Origin of the sequence: Bradyrhizobium tropiciagri, from assembly GCF_001189845.1 — a bacterium.
GTDB classification, from domain to species: Bacteria; Pseudomonadota; Alphaproteobacteria; order Rhizobiales; family Xanthobacteraceae; genus Bradyrhizobium; species Bradyrhizobium tropiciagri.
The window spans coordinates 152,276-171,296 of record NZ_LFLZ01000005.1 but is presented as its reverse complement, the minus strand read 5'-3'; the positions used below and the strand labels follow the sequence as shown (position 1 = coordinate 171,296).

Annotated in this window: 20 protein-coding genes and 1 other RNA gene; 11 read left to right on the top strand and 10 right to left on the bottom strand. The window is 65.2% G+C overall.

Annotation, left to right across the window (positions count from 1 at the left end):
- Positions 1-59: 59 nt before the first annotated feature.
- A complete protein-coding gene (locus AKN84_RS06610; protein WP_050419940.1) occupies positions 60-680 on the top strand; it encodes a DUF805 domain-containing protein in 621 nt (206 codons plus the stop codon).
- Positions 681-697: 17 nt separating this feature from the next.
- On the top strand, positions 698-1,852 hold the full coding sequence (gene dapE, locus AKN84_RS06605) for a succinyl-diaminopimelate desuccinylase (protein ID WP_050419939.1): 1,155 nt from the start codon (positions 698-700) through the stop codon (positions 1,850-1,852).
- Positions 1,853-2,042: 190 nt separating this feature from the next.
- Here dapE and truA read toward each other — a convergent pair whose 3' ends face one another.
- Genes truA through def form a run of 3 tightly spaced genes read right to left on the bottom strand, consistent with a single transcriptional unit; the run spans position 2,043 to position 4,276 of the window.
- On the bottom strand, positions 2,043-2,780 hold the full coding sequence (truA, locus tag AKN84_RS06600) for a tRNA pseudouridine(38-40) synthase TruA (protein WP_050419938.1): 738 nt from the start codon (positions 2,778-2,780) through the stop codon (positions 2,043-2,045).
- The gene (gene fmt / locus AKN84_RS06595) at positions 2,780-3,715 is read right to left on the bottom strand and encodes a methionyl-tRNA formyltransferase (RefSeq protein WP_050419937.1); all 936 of its coding nucleotides are present in this window, start codon (positions 3,713-3,715) and stop codon (positions 2,780-2,782) included. The genes truA and fmt overlap by 1 nt, the downstream gene beginning before the upstream one ends.
- Positions 3,716-3,748: 33 nt before the next feature.
- A complete protein-coding gene (gene def / locus AKN84_RS06590) occupies positions 3,749-4,276 on the bottom strand; it encodes a peptide deformylase (RefSeq protein WP_024578808.1) in 528 nt (175 codons plus the stop codon).
- Positions 4,277-4,446: 170 nt separating this feature from the next.
- On the opposite strand from def, the gene AKN84_RS06585 reads away from it, so the two are divergent.
- The 3 genes from AKN84_RS06585 to AKN84_RS06575 all read left to right on the top strand — a co-directional run bounded on the left by AKN84_RS06585 (position 4,447) and on the right by AKN84_RS06575 (position 7,678).
- The gene (locus AKN84_RS06585; RefSeq protein ID WP_050419936.1) at positions 4,447-5,655 is read left to right on the top strand and encodes a DNA recombination protein RmuC; all 1,209 of its coding nucleotides are present in this window, start codon (positions 4,447-4,449) and stop codon (positions 5,653-5,655) included.
- Between the two features lie 92 nt (positions 5,656-5,747).
- A complete protein-coding gene (locus AKN84_RS06580; RefSeq protein ID WP_050419935.1) occupies positions 5,748-6,053 on the top strand; it encodes a GIY-YIG nuclease family protein in 306 nt (101 codons plus the stop codon).
- Positions 6,054-6,301: 248 nt separating this feature from the next.
- Complete coding sequence (locus tag AKN84_RS06575) at positions 6,302-7,678, top strand: AmpG family muropeptide MFS transporter (RefSeq protein ID WP_050419934.1); 1,377 nt, start codon at positions 6,302-6,304, stop codon at positions 7,676-7,678.
- A gap of 141 nt (positions 7,679-7,819) precedes the next feature.
- Here AKN84_RS06575 and AKN84_RS06570 read toward each other — a convergent pair whose 3' ends face one another.
- The 5 genes from AKN84_RS06570 to ffs form a co-directional block, all read right to left on the bottom strand.
- Positions 7,820-8,248 carry a hypothetical protein gene (locus tag AKN84_RS06570; protein ID WP_167351837.1) on the bottom strand — a complete coding sequence of 143 codons (429 nt, stop codon included), beginning with the start codon at positions 8,246-8,248 and terminating at the stop codon, positions 7,820-7,822.
- Between the two features lie 146 nt (positions 8,249-8,394).
- A complete protein-coding gene (recR, locus tag AKN84_RS06565) occupies positions 8,395-9,000 on the bottom strand; it encodes a recombination mediator RecR (RefSeq protein WP_050419932.1) in 606 nt (201 codons plus the stop codon).
- 97 nt (positions 9,001-9,097) lie between these two features.
- Positions 9,098-9,418 carry a YbaB/EbfC family nucleoid-associated protein gene (locus AKN84_RS06560; RefSeq protein WP_050419931.1) on the bottom strand — a complete coding sequence of 107 codons (321 nt, stop codon included), beginning with the start codon at positions 9,416-9,418 and terminating at the stop codon, positions 9,098-9,100.
- Between the two features lie 21 nt (positions 9,419-9,439).
- The gene (locus tag AKN84_RS06555; protein ID WP_050419930.1) at positions 9,440-11,281 is read right to left on the bottom strand and encodes a DNA polymerase III subunit gamma/tau; all 1,842 of its coding nucleotides are present in this window, start codon (positions 11,279-11,281) and stop codon (positions 9,440-9,442) included.
- Between the two features lie 111 nt (positions 11,282-11,392).
- Positions 11,393-11,489, bottom strand: an RNA gene (gene ffs / locus AKN84_RS44675) — signal recognition particle sRNA small type.
- A 118-nt stretch (positions 11,490-11,607) separates the two neighbouring features.
- Between ffs and AKN84_RS06550 the strand changes: the two genes are divergently transcribed.
- The 6 genes from AKN84_RS06550 (at position 11,608) to AKN84_RS06525 (ending at position 16,508) form a co-directional block, all read left to right on the top strand.
- The gene (locus tag AKN84_RS06550; RefSeq protein WP_050419929.1) at positions 11,608-12,027 is read left to right on the top strand and encodes an HIT domain-containing protein; all 420 of its coding nucleotides are present in this window, start codon (positions 11,608-11,610) and stop codon (positions 12,025-12,027) included.
- Positions 12,028-12,033: 6 nt separating this feature from the next.
- The gene (gene nudC, locus AKN84_RS06545; protein WP_050419928.1) at positions 12,034-12,984 is read left to right on the top strand and encodes an NAD(+) diphosphatase; all 951 of its coding nucleotides are present in this window, start codon (positions 12,034-12,036) and stop codon (positions 12,982-12,984) included.
- A gap of 79 nt (positions 12,985-13,063) precedes the next feature.
- Entirely contained in the window at positions 13,064-14,011 is a 948-nt protein-coding gene (locus AKN84_RS06540; RefSeq protein WP_050419927.1) for a sugar kinase, read from the top strand.
- 76 nt (positions 14,012-14,087) lie between these two features.
- Positions 14,088-14,588, top strand: a complete 501-nt coding sequence (locus AKN84_RS06535) for an Lrp/AsnC family transcriptional regulator (RefSeq protein ID WP_024578797.1) — start codon at positions 14,088-14,090, stop codon at positions 14,586-14,588.
- Positions 14,589-14,748: 160 nt separating this feature from the next.
- Positions 14,749-15,045, top strand: a complete 297-nt coding sequence (locus AKN84_RS06530; protein ID WP_244484952.1) for a hypothetical protein — start codon at positions 14,749-14,751, stop codon at positions 15,043-15,045.
- Positions 15,042-16,508 carry a methyl-accepting chemotaxis protein gene (locus AKN84_RS06525; RefSeq protein WP_050419925.1) on the top strand — a complete coding sequence of 489 codons (1,467 nt, stop codon included), beginning with the start codon at positions 15,042-15,044 and terminating at the stop codon, positions 16,506-16,508. Before AKN84_RS06530 ends, AKN84_RS06525 begins: the two co-directional genes overlap by 4 nt.
- A 156-nt stretch (positions 16,509-16,664) precedes the next feature.
- Here the strand turns inward: AKN84_RS06525 and AKN84_RS06520 are convergent, their stop codons facing one another.
- Both AKN84_RS06520 and AKN84_RS06515 read right to left on the bottom strand, forming a co-directional pair.
- The gene (locus tag AKN84_RS06520) at positions 16,665-18,164 is read right to left on the bottom strand and encodes a phosphomannomutase/phosphoglucomutase (RefSeq protein ID WP_050419924.1); all 1,500 of its coding nucleotides are present in this window, start codon (positions 18,162-18,164) and stop codon (positions 16,665-16,667) included.
- 152 nt (positions 18,165-18,316) lie between these two features.
- Positions 18,317-18,829: a TIGR02281 family clan AA aspartic protease gene (locus tag AKN84_RS06515; RefSeq protein WP_128970496.1), complete on the bottom strand. Its 513-nt coding sequence runs from the start codon at positions 18,827-18,829 to the stop codon at positions 18,317-18,319.
- Between the last annotated feature and the right edge of the window lie 192 nt (positions 18,830-19,021).

The window sequence follows — 19,021 nt, the reverse complement described above, 5'->3', positions numbered from 1 at the left end:
GTCTGACGCCGACAAAACTCCGGGCAGCGAAACATTGCCGCTGCCCGGAGTTTATTTTCATGGACTGGGCCAATTACCTGTTCGGCTTCAAGGGCCGCATCAACCGGGCCAAGTTCTGGCTCGGAGTGCTGATCATCGTCTGCTGGATGTTGTTCCTGGCGGCGCTCGTGGTCCTGGCCGGCCTCGGCGGCAAGACCGGCTCGTTTGGCTTCAACGTCGACGACATCTTCCGGGCCTTCGACCCGGACAGCTACAAATCGCTGACATGGGCCGGATTGCCGACCTTGCTGGTCAAGGCCTGCGGAACGTTCTTGTTCGTCTGGGTCTATATCGCGGTCTCGATCAAGCGCCTGCACGACCGCGACAAGAGTGGCTGGTGGATGGTGCCGTACTTCGTCCTCCCCGGCCTCATGAGTCAGTTCTCGGACCGGCTTCCAGACCAATCCTATTTGATGGCGGCTGCGGGCATGATCGTGTTCGTGCTCTACATCTGGGGCTTCATCGAGCTGGCGTTTCTGCGCGGCACCTCTTACCCCAATCGCTACGGTCCCAATCCGCTGGGAAAAACCCATGTGAGCCGCGGAGGCGGCCGCGGCACTGGGTCGCGATCCACGCAGGGCTGGGATCAGCAAAGCGAGCTCGATATCGTGCCGCACAAAGCTGGTCCACCGGCGCTGTGACGTGTTAAGCGAGGCGTATGAGTGATGCCGTCTCGATTACCCGCGATCTGGTTCGCTGCCCCTCCGTCACCCCGGCCGACGCCGGCGCGCTTGGCGTGCTCGAAGGCCTGCTGAAAGCCGCAGGCTTCGACGTCCACCGCGTGACGTTCTCCGAGCCCGGCACCGCCGACATCGACAATCTCTATGCCCGCATCGGCAGTGCTTCGCCGCACATCACCTTTGCCGGCCACACCGACGTGGTGCCGCCCGGCGATGAAGCGGCGTGGACGCTCGGTGCGTTCTCCGGCGAGGTGAAGGACGGCTATCTCTACGGCCGCGGCGCCGTCGACATGAAGGGCGGCATCGCCTGCAGCGTCGCCGCGGTGCTGCAATATCTGAACGACCATGGCGGCAAGCCTAACGGCTCGATCTCGTTCCTGATCACCGGCGACGAGGAAGACGTCTCGATCAACGGCACCGTCAAGCTGCTGCAATGGTGCGCCGAGCGCGGCGAAAAGTTCGACCATTGCGTGCTCGGCGAGCCGTCGAATGTCGAGGTGCTCGGCGACATGATCAAGATCGGCCGGCGCGGCTCGCAATCCGGCACACTGGTCGTCGACGGCGTGCAGGGCCACGTTGCCTATCCGCACCGCGCCTCGAATCCGGTACCTGATATCTCGCGGCTGATCGTGGCACTGAGCGACGAGCCGCTCGATCACGGCAGCGCCCAGTTCCAGGCCAGCAACCTCGAATTCACCACCGTCGACGTCGGCAACCCCGCGAGCAATGTGATCCCCGGTCAGGCGCGCGCGAAGTTCAACATCCGCTACAACGACAACCACACCCAGGAGAGCCTGCGGCAGCTGGTCGATGAGCGGCTGGCGAAGGCCTGCGGCAACCGCATCCGCGCCCGCATCGACTGGCAGCCGTCGAACTCGAACGTATTCGTCACCCAGCCCGGCCCGTTCACCGACCTTGCGGTCGCGGCGATCGAGGAGATCACCGGCCGCAAGCCGGAGCTTTCGACCTCGGGCGGCACGTCGGACGCGCGCTTCATCTCGAGCTATTGCCCGGTGATCGAATTCGGCCTGGTCGGCCAGACCATGCACCAGATCGACGAGCGCACGCCGGTGGCTGATCTCGAGAAGCTGACGCGGATCTATCGGGGCGTGCTGGACCGGTATTTTGCGTAATCCAGCCGCTCGGCCAGACAAAAATATCGAAAACAACCCCATGCACAGTAGGGATTGGGGTCGCTGGTGATCCACCGGCACCAGATGCAGTAGATCGCGTAGGATGGGTGGAGCGCAGCGATACCCATCGCATTCGTGGCGAGATGATGGGTATCGCTTCGCTCCACCCATCCTACGAAGTCAACCTCGTCTAGTAATCCACCCGCATCAGATAGAGCCCGTCGGGTGGCGCCACGGGGCCGCAGGCGGCGCGGTTGCGGGCGGTGAGTGCGGCGAAAAGATCGTCCGCACTCCAGCGGCCTTCGCCAACCCAGACCAGCGAGCCGACCATCGAACGCACCTGGCTGTGCAGGAACGAGCGCGCCGAGGTCACGATGTTGATTGCAGCGCCGTCGCGCGTGACGTCGAGCTGGTCGAGCGTCTTCTCCGGCGACTTGGCCTGGCACTCGGTGTCGCGGAAGGTGGTGAAATCATGCTTGCCGAGCAGCCGTTGCGCCGCGGCGTGCATCGCGTCAGCATCGAGCGCGCGCGGCACGCGCCAGACGCGGCCGACATCGAGCGCGAGGTTCGCGCGGGTGTTGGTGATGCGATAGAGATAGTGCCGCTTGGTCGCCGAGAACCGTGCCTCGAAATCGTCAGGCACGATATCCGCCGCGAGCACGGCAATCGGATCGGGCCGCAGATGCGCGTTCAGCCCGTCGCGAAAGCGGCCCGGCGGAAAATGCTTGGCGATGTCGCAATGTGCGACCTGGCCCCGCGCATGCACGCCTGCATCGGTACGCCCTGCGCCATGGACGCGCACATCCTCGCCGCAGATCGCCTTGACCGCCGTCTCCAGCGCGCCCTGCACGGTCGGCGCGGTGTCCTGGATCTGCCAGCCGGAGAACGGCGTGCCGTCATATTCGATGGTGAGCTTGTAGCGGGGCATCAGGTGAGCCGCGCAGGCGGCTTCAGCGGCGTGCCGCGCAAGAAGTCCGCTGCTTTCATCGGGCCTTTGCCGGCGCGCTGAAGCTCGATAATCCGGACTGCGCCATTGCCGCAGGCGATCGCGAGATGATCGTCGAGCACGTCGCCCGGTTGGCCCGAGCCTTTTGCCAGCTCGCAGCGCAGGATCTTCAGCCGCACCGGCTCACCCTCGCCGGCGAGTTCGCACCAGGCGCCGGGGAACGGCGACAGCCCGTGAATGTGCCGCAGCACCGCGTGCGCCGGCTGTGTCCAGTCGATCCGCGCCTCGGCCTTCTCGATCTTGGCGGCGTAGGTGACGCCGTCCTCGCTCTGCTTGGTCAGTTGCAAGCCGCCGCGCTGCAGCCCGCCCATCGCGCGCACCATCAGATCGGCGCCGAGCGGCGCCAGCGCGTCGTGCACATCGGATGCCGTCATGCTGTCCGTGATCGGCAGCCGCTCGGCCATCGCGACGTCGCCGGTGTCGAGGCCGACATCCATCTTCATCACCATCACGCCGCTCTCGGCATCGCCCGCCATGATGGCGCGGTTGATCGGTGCGGCGCCGCGCCAGCGCGGCAACAGCGAAGCATGCAGGTTGAAGCAGCCGAGCCTGGGCGCGTCGAGGATGGCCTGCGGCAGGATCATGCCGTAGGCGACGACGACTGCGGCATCCGCGTCATGCGCGCGAAACGCCTCGAGCGCTTCGTCCGTCCTGAGCGTTTTCGGTGTCAGCACAGGAATACCGAGGCGGCGCGCCTCCTGCTCGACCGGCGTCGGCTGCAATTGCAGGCCGCGGCGACCACCGGGCTTCGGCGCGCGGGTGTAGACGGCCACGACCTCATGGCCGTGCGCCACCAGTTCCAGCAATGTCGGCACGGCGAAATCGGGCGTGCCCATGAAGATCAGGCGGAGAGGCATGCGATCAGATTCTTCCGGGCGTCGGAGGGCGCGTTACTCCGCCGCGCGCTTGGCGGCCTTCTCGAATTTCTTGAAGACGCGGTCGCGCTTCAGCTTCGACAGATAGTCCACGAACAGCACGCCGTTGAGATGGTCGATCTCGTGCTGAATGCAGGTGGCGTAGAGCCCCTCGGCGTCCTCCTCATGCAGCTTGCCGTCGAGATCGATGAAGCGCAGGCGCACCCGCGCCGGGCGCTCGACCTCCTCGTAATATTCGGGAATCGACAGGCAACCCTCTTCGTAGACCGACAGCTCTTCCGAATGCGAGATGATCTCCGGATTGATGAACACCCGCGGCTGCGGCGTGGTCTCGCCGTTCTCGTCGCGCTTGGCGAGGTCCATGGTGATCAGCCGCAGCGGCTGCGCGACCTGGATCGCCGCAAGCCCGATGCCGGGCGCGTCATACATGGTCTCGAGCATGTCGTCGGCGAGCTTGCGGATCTCCGGCGTCACCTTCTCGATCGGTTTCGACACCAGCCGCAACTGCTTGTCCGGCAGGATGATGATTTCTCTTAAAGCCATGGCGGCGATTTAAGCTGCGGGCCTGATGCGGTCAATGCGCTCAGGAACCTGGTAAGACAACCTTAACCACGTTTCTTCACCCCCGGTTAACCAAGAAAATTCGGAAAGCATTTACCATAAACGTTCCCTCTTCGTTCGCGTCCGAGAGCGAATCGGCTACAACGGACGGCATGAACGAGATTCTCCTCACCATGGGCGACCTTCCGGTCCGCGTCTCCGACGCGCTGATCGGCCTTGGCGCGCTGGCGCTGATCCTGCTGTTCGCCATCGCCGTGGTGATCGCGCGCGCCAGCCGGCGCGGCGCGGAACTCGCGATGGCCCAGGCCATTCGCGCCGACGAGTTGGAGGAGCGGCTCGCCGACATGCTGCGCGCCCAGAGCGAATCCTCCGGGCGGGTCGACGCCATGGCGCAGGCGCTGGCCGGCCGCCAGGCCGAGATGGCCCGCGCCGTCAACGAGCGGCTGGACTCGGTGACCCACCGGGTCGGCCAGTCGATGGAACAATCGACCCGCAACACGATGGATTCGCTGCGCGTGCTGCATGAGCGGCTCGGCATCATCGACCACGCCCACAAGAACCTCAACGAGCTCACCACCCAAGTGACGACCTTGCGCGACGTGCTCGCCAACAAGCAATCGCGCGGCGCGTTCGGCCAGGCGCGGATGGAGGCGATCGTCCAGGACGGCATGCCGAAGGGCTCGTTCGAGTTCCAGTACACGCTGACCACGGGCAAGCGGCCGGACTGCGTGGTGTTCCTGCCCGACCAGCGCCCGCTCTGCATCGACGCGAAATTTCCGCTGGAGGCCATGACCGCGCTGCACGATGCACGCAGCGACGAGGAACGCAAATTCGCCAGCCAGCGATTGCGCGCCGACGTGCTGAAGCATGTCAGCGACATCGCGGAGAAATATTTGATCCCGGGCGAGACCCAGGACACCGCGTTGATGTTCGTGCCGTCGGAATCGGTCTATGCCGAAATCCATGACGGCTTCGACGACGTGATCCAGAAGGCCTATCGCGCCCGCGTCGTGCTGGTGTCGCCCTCGCTTTTGATGCTGGCGATCCAGGTGATGCAGCAGATCCTGAAGGACGCGCGGATCCGCGACGCCGCCGACCAGATCCGCAACGAGGTGATGCACCTTGGTGATGACCTCGGCCGCCTGCGCGAGCGCGTGCTCAAGCTGCAAAACCATTTCGGCCAGGTCAACGAGGACGTCAGGCAGATCCTGATCTCCGCCGACAAGATCGAGAAGCGCGCCGGCCGCATCGAGGAGCTCGACTTCAGCAAGTCCGAGACCCCGATCGAGGTGCCGCGCTTCGTCAAGCCTGCCGCCACCGACCTGTTCCCCGCCCCGCGCAAGCTGCAGGCGGGGGAGTGATTGTTGCTTAGAAGTTGTTTGGCGCGCTCGCGCCACCCAATCGGTGTCATCGCCCGACTTGATCGGGCGATCCAGTATCCCAGAGGCCGCAATTGGGGACGCGCAGCTTCTACGTCTACATCCTCGCCAGCCACATCGGCGGCACGCTCTACGTCGGCGTGACAAATGACCTCATTCGTCGCGTCGGCGAGCACAAGCTGAAACTCATCGAGAGTTTCACCGAGAAGTACGATGTGGTGAAACTCGTTTACTTCGAGCAGTTCGATGATCCGGAGAACGCGATCAAGCGTGAGAAGCGGCTCAAGAAGTGGCCGCGTGCGTGGAAGATTGCCCTGATCGAGAGGGACAATCCGGACTGGATCGATCTTTACCCGGAGATTGCCGGTGGTGGCGGATAGGTCTCTGGGATACTGGATCGCCCGGTCGAGCCGGGCGATGACAGTCTTTTTGGGGCCAAATCTGGGAACTTCTCCGTGACCGCACCAACTGATGTCAATGACCGCAGATTGCGCGGCATGATCAGGTGTCCATCGCCCGACTTGATCGGGCGATCCAGTATCCCAGAGGTGGCAGTTGGGTGCGCGTACGCCTACGTGAAGCCGGGCGATGACAGTCTTTTTGCGGCCGAATCTGGTAACAACTCCCTATGACCGCACCTGAAGCCTTGTCAGACGCGTCCGCCACGCCACCCGCAGCCCCCGCCGCCACCTCCTGGCGCGAGGGCCTTGCCGTGTACCTGCAGCCGCGGGTGCTGATCGTGCTGCTGCTCGGCTTCTCCTCGGGGCTGCCGCTGGCGCTGTCGGGCTCGACGCTGCAGGTGTGGATGAAGGAGGCCGGGGTCGATCTCGGCACCATCGGGCTGCTGGCGCTGATCGGCACGCCCTACACGCTGAAGTTCCTCTGGGCGCCGCTGGTCGACGCGCTGCACGTGCCGCTATTTACGCAAGTTTTCGGCCGCCGCCGCGGCTGGCTCCTGTTCTCGCAGCTGCTCTTGATCGCGGCGATCCTGGTGCTGGCGATGGCCGATCCGGCACGCTCGCCGTGGTTCGCGGCGTTCGCTGCGCTATTGGTCGCAACGGCGTCGTCGACGCAGGACATCGTGGTCGATGCCTTCCGCGTCGAAAGCCTGCCGGAAAGCGAGCAGGCCGCGGGCATGGCGTCCTATGTCGCGGCGTATCGCGTCGGCATGCTGGTCTCGACCGCCGGCGCGCTGTTCATCGTCAGCGGCTTCGAGTCCGCCGGCCTAGCGCGCCCGTCGGCGTGGATGTGGGGCTATGTGGTGATGGCCGCGCTGGTCGTGATCGGCATCATCACCGCGCTTGCTGCGACCGAACCGGCGCAATCGAAAGGCGCGGACGCGGCCACGCATGCCCAGAACGCCGCGGAACGCGTGTTTCACGCCGCACTCGGCGCATTCTCCGAGTTCCTCAGCCGCAAGGACGCACTTGCGGCGCTCGCCTTTGTCGTGCTGTTCAAGTTCACCGACGCCTTTTCCGGCACTATGACCGCGCCGTTCGTGATCGACATCGGCTTTTCCAAGGTCGATTACGCGGCGATCGTGAAGGGTGTCGGCCTCGCCGCAACCCTGATCGGCGGCTTTGCCGGCGGCTTCGTGGCGCGGCGCTATTCGCTCGCGCAGAGCCTGTGGATCGGCGGCGTGCTGCAGGCGGTCGCCAACCTCTCGTTCTCCTGGCTCGCCCATGTCGGCGTCGATCAATGGGCGCTGGCGCTCGCGATCACCACGGAGAATTTCACCAGCGCGATCGGCACCGTGATCTTCGTCGCCTATCTGTCGGCGCTATGCCGCAATCCGCTGCACACCGCGACCCAGTACGCGCTGCTGACGGCGCTTGCCGCGGTCGGCCGCACCTATCTGTCGTCGGGCGCGGGCTATGTCGCCAAGGCGGTCGGCTGGCAGGTTTTCTTCGTGATCTGCGTGCTGGTCGCGATCCCGAGCCTGATCCTGCTGGCCTGGCTGCAGCGGCGCGGGCATTTTGACGAATTGGGGCCGGTGCGGATTTAGCTCAGCCGCTCGCTCCCCTGTCATCACCCGGCTTGACCGGGTGATCCAGTATTCCAGAGGCGTTTGTGATTCAGCAGAGAAGCCGCGGCGTACTGGATCGCCCGGTCGAGCCGGGCGATGACACCGCGATTGTGGAACGATCTACTTCGCCACCACGCTCCACTTGGTGACGACGGCTTCGCTCATCTCGCCGGCATCCTTGGCGCAGGCGACCTCGTCGACCTTCACCGAGATGGCCTTGCCGGAGAGGCTCTTGAGCTGCGCGGCCTGGGCGTCGTTGGTCGGAATCAGCTGGAAGGTTTCCGGCCCGGTTTCGAGATTGCACAGACCGTTCGGCGGCGGCAGGCGGCGCGGCTCGCTGGTGATCTGGTAGGTCGCAACGCGCTTGCCGCGGTTCTTGGCGTCGCGCACCTTCATGACGCCGAGTTCCCCCGACAGCACGTCGCCGGCGTGGATCATCTTGCCGGGCTTCTGCGGCGCGTCGGTCTGCTGCGCCATCGCGCCGGGCGCGACCAAGGTCGCCGCCAGAAACGCAAAGCCCAAGCGTACGCCGAATCGGTGTGTCGTCATTTGCGGTGGTTCCGTATTTGATTCGTCAGAGTCTGGATGACCGTCCTCGAATCGTCATCCACCCTATCATTTTGTTTAGGCGCGATCTTTTCGACTTGTGACGGATCGCTTGGCAAAATCAGCCGTGTCCGGCCCTGGGTCGCTTGCTAGAACAGCGTCCGCTGCCGCATCGCAGCCGATAGCGTACCTTCGTCGAGGTAATCAAGCTCTCCGCCAACCGGCACGCCATGCGCCAGGCGCGTCACCCGCACATTGGCCTCCGCCAACAGGTCGGTGATGTAATGCGCGGTGGTCTGGCCATCGACGGTCGCATTCAGCGCCAGAATGATCTCGCTGACCTCAGGCGCGTGCGCGCGCGCCACCAGCTGGTCGATGGTGAGATCCTGCGGACCGACGCCGTCGAGCGGCGACAGCGTTGCGCCGAGCACGTGATAGCGGCCATTGGTTGCATTGGCGCGTTCCAGCGCCCAGAGATCGGCGACGTCGGCGACCACCACGATGATCGAGGGATCGCGGCGCGGATCGGTGCACACCGTGCAGGGGTTTTGTGTATCGATGTTTCCGCAGGTCTTGCAGACCTGGATCTTGTCGATCGCAACCTGCAGCGCCGCGGAGAGCGGCGTCATCAGCGCCTCGCGCTTCTTGATCAAATGCAGCGCCGCGCGCCGGGCCGAACGGGGACCTAAGCCCGGCAGCCGCGCCAGCAACTGGATCAGGCGTTCGATCTCGGGGCCGGCAACGCTTGAAGCCATTAGAGCATGACCCGGAAAAGTGCGAAGCGGTTTTCCGAAGAGGTCATGCTCAAACAGAGAGCCAAAGCATGATGATTCATCTCGATCTCGCTGCGCTCTAGGTCGGACCAAATCCAGGCGGCAGGCCGAGCCCGCCGGTCAGCGCCATCATCTTCTCCTGCATCGCCGTCTCGGCCTTGCGGCGGGCATCGCCATGCGCGGTGACGAGGAGATCCTCGAGCACCTCACGCTCCTCCGGCTTCATCAGCGACGGATCGATCTTGATGCTCTTCACTTCCATCTTCGCGGTCATGCGCACGCTGACCAGGCCGCCGCCGGAAATGCCTTCGACCTCGACATTGCCGAGTTGCTCCTGCATCTCCTGCATCTTGGACTGCAGCTGCGCTGCCTGCTTCATCATGCCGAGAAAATCAGCCATGCGTGCGTTCCTATGATCGGATCAATCGTCGTCGCTGTCGGAAGTTTCAATCGGGTCTTCGCCGGTCGCATCCGCAACCGGAACCTCGGCGGCAAGGCGGCGGACCTCGATCACCTTGGTGCCGGGGAAACGCGCCAGCACCTCCTGTACGCGCGGATCGGCCTCCGCGGCGCGCTGGTGCTCGCTGCGCGCCAGTTCGTTCTGCGAACGCACCGTGGGCTGGCCGGCCTCGTTGGAGATGATCACGGTCCAGCGCCGCCCGGTCCATAGTTCGAGCTTGCGCGACAGATCGGTGACGAGCGCGCGCTGCGCCTTCGGCTCGAGCGCGATCTCGAGCCGGCCGTCTTCGATGCGCACCAGCCGCACGTCGGCCTCCAGTGCGCTCTTGGTCATGATGTCGCGCTTCTCGCCGGCGAGCGCGATCAGCTGCGGAAAGCTCGTGATCCGAAGCGCGGGCGTGGCGTCGGCGACCGGCGATGCCATCTGCGGACGCGCGGCGAGATCGGCGCGAGGGCCAGCCTGTGGTGCGCGCACCGGCGCCGACGGCATTGGTGATATCGCCGAAGCCGGCGCGCCACGTGGCGATGACGATGCGGCGGAACCTGACGTCGCGGGCGCCGCGCCGCCGCCATTCTGCTCGATCATCCGGATCGCCTCATCCGGCGTCGGCAGGTCGGCGACATAAGCGATCCGCACCAGCACCATCTCGGCGGCAGCGGCCGGGCGCGTCGCGGTCTGCACCTCGGCGATGCCCTTGAGCAGCATCTGCCACATCCGCGACAGCACCCGCATCGACAGCTTGGCGGCGAACTCGCGCGCGCGCACGCGCTCGGTCTCGCCGAACGCGACATTGTCGGCCGTTGCCGGGATCGCCTTCACGCGGGTGACGAAATTGACGAACTCGGCAAGGTCGGACAGCACCACCACCGGATCGGCGCCGACATCATACTGCGCGCGGAACTCGGTGAAGGCGGCGGCGAGATCGCCGCGCGCCAGCGAATCGAACAGGTCGATCACGCGGGTGCGGTCGGCGAGGCCGAGCATCTGCCTGACCGCGTCGGCCTTCACATTGCCGGCGGCATGCGCGATCGCCTGATCGAACAGCGACAGCGAGTCGCGCACCGAGCCCTCGGCGGCGCGCGCAATGATGCCGAGCGCCTCGGGCTCGACCTCGACGCCTTCCTTGGTTGCGATATTGCCGAGATGCTTCATCAGCACGTCGGCCTCGACGCGGCGCAGGTCGAAGCGCTGGCAGCGCGACAGCACCGTGATCGGAACCTTGCGGATTTCGGTGGTGGCGAACACGAACTTGGCGTGCTCCGGCGGCTCCTCGAGCGTCTTCAGAAAGGCGTTGAACGCCGCCGTCGACAGCATGTGGACTTCGTCGATGATGTAGACCTTGTAGCGCGCGCTGGCCGGCGCATAGCGCACGCTGTCATTGATCTGACGGACATCGTCGACGCCGGTGTGGGACGCGGCGTCCATCTCCAGCACGTCCATGTGCCGGCTTTCCATGATCGCCTGGCAGTGCACGCCGAGGTCGGGCATGTGGATGGTCGGCCCGGTCACCGAACCGTCCGGCTTGGCGTAGTTCAAGGCACGGGCGAGGATGCGCGCCGTGGTGGTCTTGCCGACCCCGCGGACACCGGTGAGGATCCAGGCCTGCGGAATTCGCCCGGCCTCGAACGCATTCGAGACGGTGCGGACCATGGCCTCCTGGCCGATCAGGTCCTCGAAGCTGGAGGGGCGGTATTTGCGCGCGAGAACGCGGTAGGGCTTGGCGGTATCCGGCGCGCCGCCGAGATCAAAACCGCTCTGGCCTGCGCCGTCGGACGGTTGGGAGGGGGCGCCAGCGTCATTCATGCGTCGATCCGCAACGTTAAGGGTCTCTTGCAGCCGGCGTGCGGATGGGAGCCGAAATCGAGCGCCGGGCGCGGAGACCGCCATTCCAGCGCGATTCGCTCGGAAAAACAGGTAGGAGACTGACGAGCGACCCGATCCGGACCTCGTTAGGGCTGCTTCCTTCCGGACCTGACCCGGTTGGCGAGTGGCTCGTCCACCGCCAATCTCCCGGTCCCTATTTGGGGCCAAAAGCGCCGGAAAGCAAGCGGCCTGCACCTGCTTTGTAAGGCTGGCTTTGTGTTTTGTGGGGCTTGTCTGGGAACACGGAAAGGCATTATTTGCCGTCCATGCCCGCCTCCAATTGGTCGCTGCATTCGCAGCTCAAGAAAGACACCATCGACATCGGCGACCTGCCGTTGTGCAAGGTGCTCGTCATCAAGGATGCGCATTATCCCTGGCTGCTGCTGGTGCCCCGGCGCGACGGCGCGGTCGAGATCATCGACCTCGACGAGGTGGAGCAGGCGCAGCTGATGACCGAGATCACCCGCGTCTCGCGGGCCCTGAAAGAGGTCACCAAATGCGACAAGCTGAATGTCGCAGCGCTTGGCAACCTCGTCCCGCAGCTTCACGTCCATATCATCGCGCGCCGTACCAGCGACGCTGCGTGGCCGCGTCCCGTTTGGGGCGTGATGCCGCCGCTGGCGCATGACGCCGAGGAAGTGCAGAATTTCATCAGCGCGCTTCGCCGCAAGATCTGGTTGGGTTGAAATTCAATGTCCGCATCCGATTCATTTCCGCTCGGCCAGCCGGCCTTCGTCACCCATGTGCTGGACCGCGCCGCGCATCTGCGCAGCAATGACGAAAAACTGTTCGCGCTGGAGGGCCATCGCGAGGCGCGAGCCTATGTGATCTATCGCGACTCGCTGGTGGTGAAGCAGGAGGAAGGCGGCGCCCGCGCGCTGCTCTCGCTGGAGGAGGCCCGCAGCTACGGCGCCAACCCCGGCACGATCTTCTTAGGGTTGCGCGATGCGGCGCCGATCTTCGGCATGGGGATCGCGCCGCAGGCGGCCGAGAAGCTGCTCGGACGCGCCGATGTTGCGATCACCGAATTGCGCGGCATGGCGATGCAGGGCATCGTGCCGCCCGAGCAGCTCTCAGCCATCGCGATGGCGAAATCGATGGTGACCTGGCATCAGCGCCACGGCTTCTGTCCGAACTGCGGCACCCGCACGGCGATGCGGGAGGGCGGCTGGAAGCGCGAATGCCCGAGCTGCAAGGCCGAACATTTTCCGCGCACCGATCCGGTCGTGATCATGCTGGTCACGTCGGGCGACAAGGTGCTGCTCGGCCGGCAGAAGCAGTTCATGCCCGGGATGTATTCCTGCCTCGCCGGTTTCGTCGAGGCCGCCGAAACCATCGAGGATGCGGTGCGGCGCGAGATCTTTGAGGAAAGCGGCATCCGCTGCACCGACGTCAATTATTACATGACGCAGCCCTGGCCCTACCCGTCATCGCTGATGATCGGCTGCACGGCGCGGGCGACCAATGAGGACATCGTGGTCGACCGCACCGAGCTGGAAGATGCGCGCTGGTTCGACCATGCCGAGGCGGCGCTGATGCTCAAGCGCCAGCACCCCGACGGCCTCGCCGGCCCGCATCCGTTCGCGATTGCCCATCATTTGCTCGGCCGCTGGGTGCACCACCGAAACCCGTTGGACCAATAACGGGAACCGGACATCGTTCTGCCGATTAGACTGGACACAAGTTGAGCCAGTTGACGGAACCATTGCCACGGACCCCTGCATGAATTTTCAAGACGGCGCCCCGAAAGTCCCGCCCCGTATCCTCTGCATCGGCCTGCCGGTGCGCGACCTGACCTTCCGCGTCAACGTTCCGGCGCGCGGCTCCAAGGAGAATGCGACGCATTTCGACGAGATCTGCGGCGGCAATGCGCTGAACGCCGCGATCGGCATCGTCCGGCTGGGCGGCCGCGCCTCGATCTGCGGGCCGATGGGCGATTCGCGGGAGACCTCGAGCCGCTACATCTTCGACAAGCTGGCCGAGGAAGGCATCGAGACCAACCATCTGATCCACATGCCGGACCTCGTCACGCCGATCTCGGCGATCATGATCGACGACACCGGCGAGCGGACCATCGTCACCTTCCGCGATCCCGAGCTCTGGAAGGTCAAACTGCCGCCGACCGAGCTGCTGCTGGAGGATTGCGCGGCGATCCTGACCGAGAGCCGCTGCGCGCCGTTCTGCACCGAGCTGTGCGCCGAGGCCGTCCGGCGCGGCATTCCCGTGGTGGTCGACGTCGACCGCGCCATGTCGATGCGGGAAGGGCTGCTCACCGCCTCCTCCCATCTGGTGTTTTCCAGCGAGCCGCTGCAGGAGACCGCCGACGTCACCGACGACGGCCAGGCGCTGCACAAGCTTGCCAAGCTCACCCCCTCCTTCCTGGCCGGCACCCGCGGCCCGAAGGGCACGATCTTTCTCAACGAGAAGGGCGAGCTCGAGGAGAGCCCGGCCTTCCCGGTCCATACCGTCGACACGCTCGGGGCCGGCGACGTCTTCCACGGCGCATTTGCGCTGGCGATCACCGAGAAGCAGGAATTGCGGCAGGCGCTGCGCTTTGCCTCGGCGGCTGCAGCACTGAAATGCACCCGCTTCGGCGGCGCTTATGCCGCACCGCAACGTACTGAAGTTGAAGCGTTTTTGGGCGAACACGCCGACGCCCGGCCGGCCTGACCGGTCACGACCCGCTTGATTTGGAAGATTTTTCTCTATATGAGGGAGTTTGAACCTTCATGTGGAACTTTCTTCTATGACCGATGTCGCCATTCAGCTTCATGACAACAACCGCCGCCTCGACGCGATCGATCGCAAGATCCTGACCGTGTTGCAGGAGGATGCCTCGCTCTCCGTCGCCGAGATCGGCGACCGGGTCGGGCTGTCGTCGACGCCGTGCTGGAAGCGCATCCAGCGGCTCGAGGCCGACGGCGTGATCCTGCGCCGCGTGGCGCTGGTCGATCAGAACAAGATCGGGCTCGGGATCTCGGTGTTCGTCTCGGTCGAGAGCGCGGACCACTCGGAAGCCTGGCTGCGCAAGTTCGCCGACGCCGTCAGCGCCATGCCGGAGGTGATGGAATTCTACCGGATGGCCGGCGACGTCGACTACATGCTGCGCGTCGTGGTCGCGGACATGCAGGCCTACGACGTCTTCTACAAGAAGCTGATCTCGGCCGTGCCGCTGAAGAACGTCACCTCGCGCTTTGCGATGGAGAAGATCAAGTCGGTGACGGCGCTGCCGGTGCCCGCGGCGTAACCGCCGCCGGACAACCTCATACGATCGTCGATACGCCCCCAGGTAGTTCGCCTGCACGGCATTTACCGGAAGTTAGCCCCGGCAGCGGTATTGTGCTGCCATGGTGCCGGGGGAGATCATCCCAGCGAGCCGACGGCCCGCATGGCTAGGCGCGGCTGCATTGCTGATCGCGAGCTGGATCGCGATCGCGATGCTGTCGTTGCAGGCGCGTGCGGGCACCGAAGTGGTGGCCGTGGCGTTTCCGCCATGGTGGCGCGCCGAGCGCGCGCTGCTGGCCGCCGCTTCCGCCAATGCGTCGATCGTTCGGATGACCGCGATTCCGGCCCTGCTGGTGGTGCGGCCTGACCGCGATGGCGGGCTGCGCCGGCTGCACGAGGCGGGCGCCCTGCTGACCATGGATCCGCAGGCGATCGCTGGCTGCTTCAAGGCGAACGACGATCTGGGGGTTGGAAAATGACCTTCGAAGGCGATGAAATGGCCGCCCTGCGCGAGACGGCCAGCAAGATCCTGCTCGTGGTGCTCTGGCTGCACGTTCCGATCGCGATCATCGTCGGCCTGACGCTGCACACCGACTGGCTGATCCCGGCCGGCTTCATGGTCGCGATGGCGTTGGCGGCGACGGCCTCATGGCGCATGTCGGGGAACGGCGTTTCAACCCGCCTGATCGTTGCCGTGGCCCTGATGGCCGGCGTGTCGATGCTGGTCTACCAGTTCGCCGGCCACCGCTGGCAGGTCGACATGCACATGTACTTCTTCGCCGCGCTGGCGTGCCTCGTCGCCTATTGCGACTACCGGCCGATCGTCGCCGGCACCGTGGCGGTTGCCCTGCATCACCTGACGCTGAACTTCATCCTTCCGGCCGCGATCTATCCGGGCGGCGCCGATTTCGGCCGCGTCGTTCTCCACGCCGTGATCCTCCTGATCGAGGCCGGCGTGCTGATCTGGCTCGCGCACACGCTTGCCGAACTGTTCAAGACATCGGCGCTGAAGGCGGCGGAGGCCGAGGCCGCCGTTGCCGCCGAAGCGCGCGCCAATGCCGAACGCATCGAGGCCGAACGGGCCAAGCAGAACCGTGATGCCGCGCGGCGCGAGCTCGCTGCCGGCTTCGAGCGCAAGATCGGCGAAGTCGTCGAGGCCGTCGCGGTGGCGGCGAGCGCGATGCAGGGCCTGTCGGCGACGATGAACGGCAGCAACGCGGAAACCATTCGCCAGGCCACGGCCGCCGCCTCTGCATCGACGCTGGCCTCGAGCAACGTCGAAACCGTGGCGTCCGCGACCGAGGAACTGACGGCCTCGATCAACAGCATTGCCGAGCAGGTGACGCGCTCGGCGCGGATCGCCGCCAAGGCCGCCGACGAGGCGCGCCGCGCCAACACCGTGGTGCAGGGTCTCGCCGCCGGCACGCAGAAGATCGGCGAGGTGGTGACCTTGATCCAGAGCATCGCCAGCCAGACCAACCTGCTCGCCCTGAACGCAACCATCGAGGCGGCACGCGCCGGCGAGCATGGCCGCGGATTTGCGGTGGTTGCGAGCGAGGTCAAGGCACTGGCCAACCAGACCGCCAAGGCGACCGAGGAGATCTCGGTTCAGATCCAGGATATCCAGAACGCGACCGGCGCCGCCGTCAGCGCGATCGGGACCATCGGCACCACCATCGCGGAAATCGACCATATCTCCGGCGAGATCGCGGCCGCCGTCGATCAGCAGGGCGCAGCGACCCGCGAGATCTCCAGCAATCTGCAGCAGGCCGCCGATCGCACCCGCGACGTCAACAAGGGCATCCTCAACGTCAACCGCGCCTCCGAACAGGCCGGCGGCGCCACCGCGCAACTGCTCGACGCGGCGAACGGCCTGACCTCGCAATCGGAATGGCTGAAGACCGAGCTCGACCGTTTCCTGGCCTCGCTGCGGGCGGCGTGAGGAAGGGCGTCGTAACGAGCGCTCCGCTGTCATCGCCCGGCTCGACCGGGCGATCCAGTACGCCGCGGCTTCTCGGCTCAATCACTGCTGTCTCTGGAATACTGGATCACCCGGTCAAGCCGGGTGATGACAGCATGCACGGGGCGAGCATGCACCTCAGATCTTCTGATTATACTCGCCGACCTCGGGATGCGTGCGCAGCACCGAATCCATCGCCTCGAACATGTCGCGCATGCGCTGCTCGCTGACCGGGCTTTCCACCACGACGACGAGCTCCGGCTTGTTCGAGGATGCCCGCACCAGGCCCCAGCTGCCGTCCTCGACCGTGACGCGCACGCCGTTGACGGTGACGAGGTCGCGGATGTTCTGGCCCGCGACCTTGCCGCCGTTCTGCTGCAGCGTCTCGAAGTGCTTCACGACCGCATCGACCACGCCGTACTTCGCCTCGTCGGCGCAATGCGGCGACATGGTCGGCGACGACCAGGTCTTCGGCAGCGCGTCCTTCAAATCGGCCATCGACCTGCCGGGGGCGCGGTCGAGCATCTCGCAGATCGCGATCGCCGACACCAGGCCGTCGTCATAGCCGCGGCCGAACGGCTTGTTGAAGAAGAAGTGGCCGGACTTCTCGAAGCCGGCGAGCGCGCCCAATTCATTGGTGCGGCGCTTCATGTAGGAATGCCCGGTCTTCCAATAGACCGTGTTGGCGCCCTGCTTCTGCAACACGGGATCGGTCACGAACAGCCCGGTCGACTTCACGTCGACGACGAACTGCGCGTTGGCGTTGATCGCCGACATGTCGCGCGCCAGCATGACGCCGACCTTGTCGGCGAAGATCTCCTCGCCGGTGTTGTCGACCACGCCGCAGCGGTCGCCGTCGCCGTCGAAGCCGAGGCCGACATCGGCCTTGTGCGCCAGCACCGCATCGCGGATCGCGTGCAGCATCTCCATGTCTTCCGGATTCGGATTGTATTTCGGGAAGGTGTGATCGAGCTCGGTGTCGAGCGGGATCACCTCGCAGCCGATCGCTTCCAGCACCTGCGGCGCGAACGCGCCCGCGGTGCCGTTGCCGCAGGCAGCGACGACCTTCAGCTTGCGCGTCAGCTTCGGCCGGCTGGTGAGGTCGGCGATGTAACGCGCCGGATAGTTCTCGTGAAACTGGTAGGAGCCGCCGGCCTTGTTGTTGAAGGCAGCGTTGAGCACGATCTCCTTCAGCCGCGTCATCTCATCGGGGCCGAAGGTGAGCGGACGGTTGGCGCCCATCTTCACGCCGGTCCAGCCATTGTCATTGTGCGAGGCGGTGACCATCGCAACGCAGGGCACGTCGAGATCGAACTGCGCGAAATACGCCATCGGCGTCACCGCGAGCCCGATGTCATGCACCTTGCAGCCGGCCGCCATCAGGCCCGAGATCAGCGCGTACTTGATCGACGCGGAATAGCCGCGGAAATCGTGCCCGGTGACGATCTCCTGGCGAACGCCGAGCTCCGCGATCAGCGCGCCGAGCCCCATGCCCAGCGCCTGCACGCCCATCAAATTGATCTCCTTGTTGAACAGCCAGCGCGCGTCGTATTCGCGAAACCCGGTCGGCTTCACCATCGGCTCGGATTCGAAGGCATAGGTGTTCGGGACCAGCACGGATTTCGGCTTGGGAAACATGGGTCGGCCTTATGGTCGCATACGGTAAGACGTCGCCGCAGCCTTTAGCGAATGCGCAGGCCGGGCGAAAGCTGAGACTGGGCTGGTGGCCGACAATTGCGGCGGAAATGGCGGCGACGAGGTCACCGCTGATATCCCGGGAAGGGCTGGATTTATTGCTCCAGCAACAATTTGCCGTTGGCGTACTCGAAGCGCTTCAGCTTCGACAGGAAGGACAGGCCGAGCAGGTTCTCCGACAGCGCTTCGTCCGGCAGCACCAGCGCGTCGACGTCGCGCACGGTGAGGCCGCCGATCTCGATCATGGCGATATGGGCGCGTGCCGCCTTGATGGTGCCGTTGGCGGTGGTGACGCGCGAGGTGTAATCGCCCGGCACCGGGCGGAGGCCGAAGCGCGCGGCCGAGGTCTCGTTCAGGGCCACCACGGAGGCGCCGGTGTCGACCATGAAGTTGATGCGCTGGCCGTCGATCCGCCCGTCGGTCGCGAAATGACCGCGCGGGTCGGGCGCAATGCTGAACGTGCGGGCGCTGGCCTGCGCCACCGTGACGGCGGGGGCGATGCTCTGCTTGGCGGTGGTCGCAGCGGCGGGCGACATCTTGCTGGCCATCTGGGCCATGAAGGTGCCCAGCCCGATCAGGATGGCCGCGAAAATCATCAGGTTACGCATGACACCAGTCTCGGAAAACCGAACACGCAATTTCACCACGCCGGGCGCCCCGCCGCGAGCGAGGGCGACAGTGCGAGGCTGCCATTTTGGCGAAAAGGATGAGCGAAGGGTTAATGCGAGGACACTGAAGCGGCCGAATGATATCGGCCGTCCGCCAGGGCCGGAATTTGCCGGTCCCCAGTTGGCCCCCAA

What these genes read in the sequence shown, in the direction of transcription:
- def (WP_024578808.1), bottom strand. Translation starts at nt 4,276, where the DNA reads ATGGCTTTAAGAGAAATCATCATCCTGCCGGACAAGCAGTTGCGGCTG.
- recR (WP_050419932.1), bottom strand. Translation starts at nt 9,000, where the DNA reads ATGGCTTCAAGCGTTGCCGGCCCCGAGATCGAACGCCTGATCCAGTTG.
- nudC (WP_050419928.1), top strand. Translation starts at nt 12,034, where the DNA reads ATGTCCGCATCCGATTCATTTCCGCTCGGCCAGCCGGCCTTCGTCACC.
- AKN84_RS06555 (WP_050419930.1), bottom strand. Translation starts at nt 11,281, where the DNA reads ATGAATGACGCTGGCGCCCCCTCCCAACCGTCCGACGGCGCAGGCCAG.
- fmt (WP_050419937.1), bottom strand. Translation starts at nt 3,715, where the DNA reads ATGCCTCTCCGCCTGATCTTCATGGGCACGCCCGATTTCGCCGTGCCG.
- truA (WP_050419938.1), bottom strand. Translation starts at nt 2,780, where the DNA reads ATGCCCCGCTACAAGCTCACCATCGAATATGACGGCACGCCGTTCTCC.
- AKN84_RS06585 (WP_050419936.1), top strand. Translation starts at nt 4,447, where the DNA reads ATGAACGAGATTCTCCTCACCATGGGCGACCTTCCGGTCCGCGTCTCC.
- AKN84_RS06550 (WP_050419929.1), top strand. Translation starts at nt 11,608, where the DNA reads ATGCCCGCCTCCAATTGGTCGCTGCATTCGCAGCTCAAGAAAGACACC.
- AKN84_RS06520 (WP_050419924.1), bottom strand. Translation starts at nt 18,164, where the DNA reads ATGTTTCCCAAGCCGAAATCCGTGCTGGTCCCGAACACCTATGCCTTC.
- AKN84_RS06515 (WP_128970496.1), bottom strand. Translation starts at nt 18,829, where the DNA reads ATGCGTAACCTGATGATTTTCGCGGCCATCCTGATCGGGCTGGGCACC.
- AKN84_RS06525 (WP_050419925.1), top strand. Translation starts at nt 15,042, where the DNA reads ATGACCTTCGAAGGCGATGAAATGGCCGCCCTGCGCGAGACGGCCAGC.
- AKN84_RS06535 (WP_024578797.1), top strand. Translation starts at nt 14,088, where the DNA reads ATGACCGATGTCGCCATTCAGCTTCATGACAACAACCGCCGCCTCGAC.
- AKN84_RS06560 (WP_050419931.1), bottom strand. Translation starts at nt 9,418, where the DNA reads ATGGCTGATTTTCTCGGCATGATGAAGCAGGCAGCGCAGCTGCAGTCC.
- AKN84_RS06575 (WP_050419934.1), top strand. Translation starts at nt 6,302, where the DNA reads ATGACCGCACCTGAAGCCTTGTCAGACGCGTCCGCCACGCCACCCGCA.
- AKN84_RS06540 (WP_050419927.1), top strand. Translation starts at nt 13,064, where the DNA reads ATGAATTTTCAAGACGGCGCCCCGAAAGTCCCGCCCCGTATCCTCTGC.
- dapE (WP_050419939.1), top strand. Translation starts at nt 698, where the DNA reads ATGAGTGATGCCGTCTCGATTACCCGCGATCTGGTTCGCTGCCCCTCC.
- AKN84_RS06570 (WP_167351837.1), bottom strand. Translation starts at nt 8,248, where the DNA reads ATGACGACACACCGATTCGGCGTACGCTTGGGCTTTGCGTTTCTGGCG.
- AKN84_RS06610 (WP_050419940.1), top strand. Translation starts at nt 60, where the DNA reads ATGGACTGGGCCAATTACCTGTTCGGCTTCAAGGGCCGCATCAACCGG.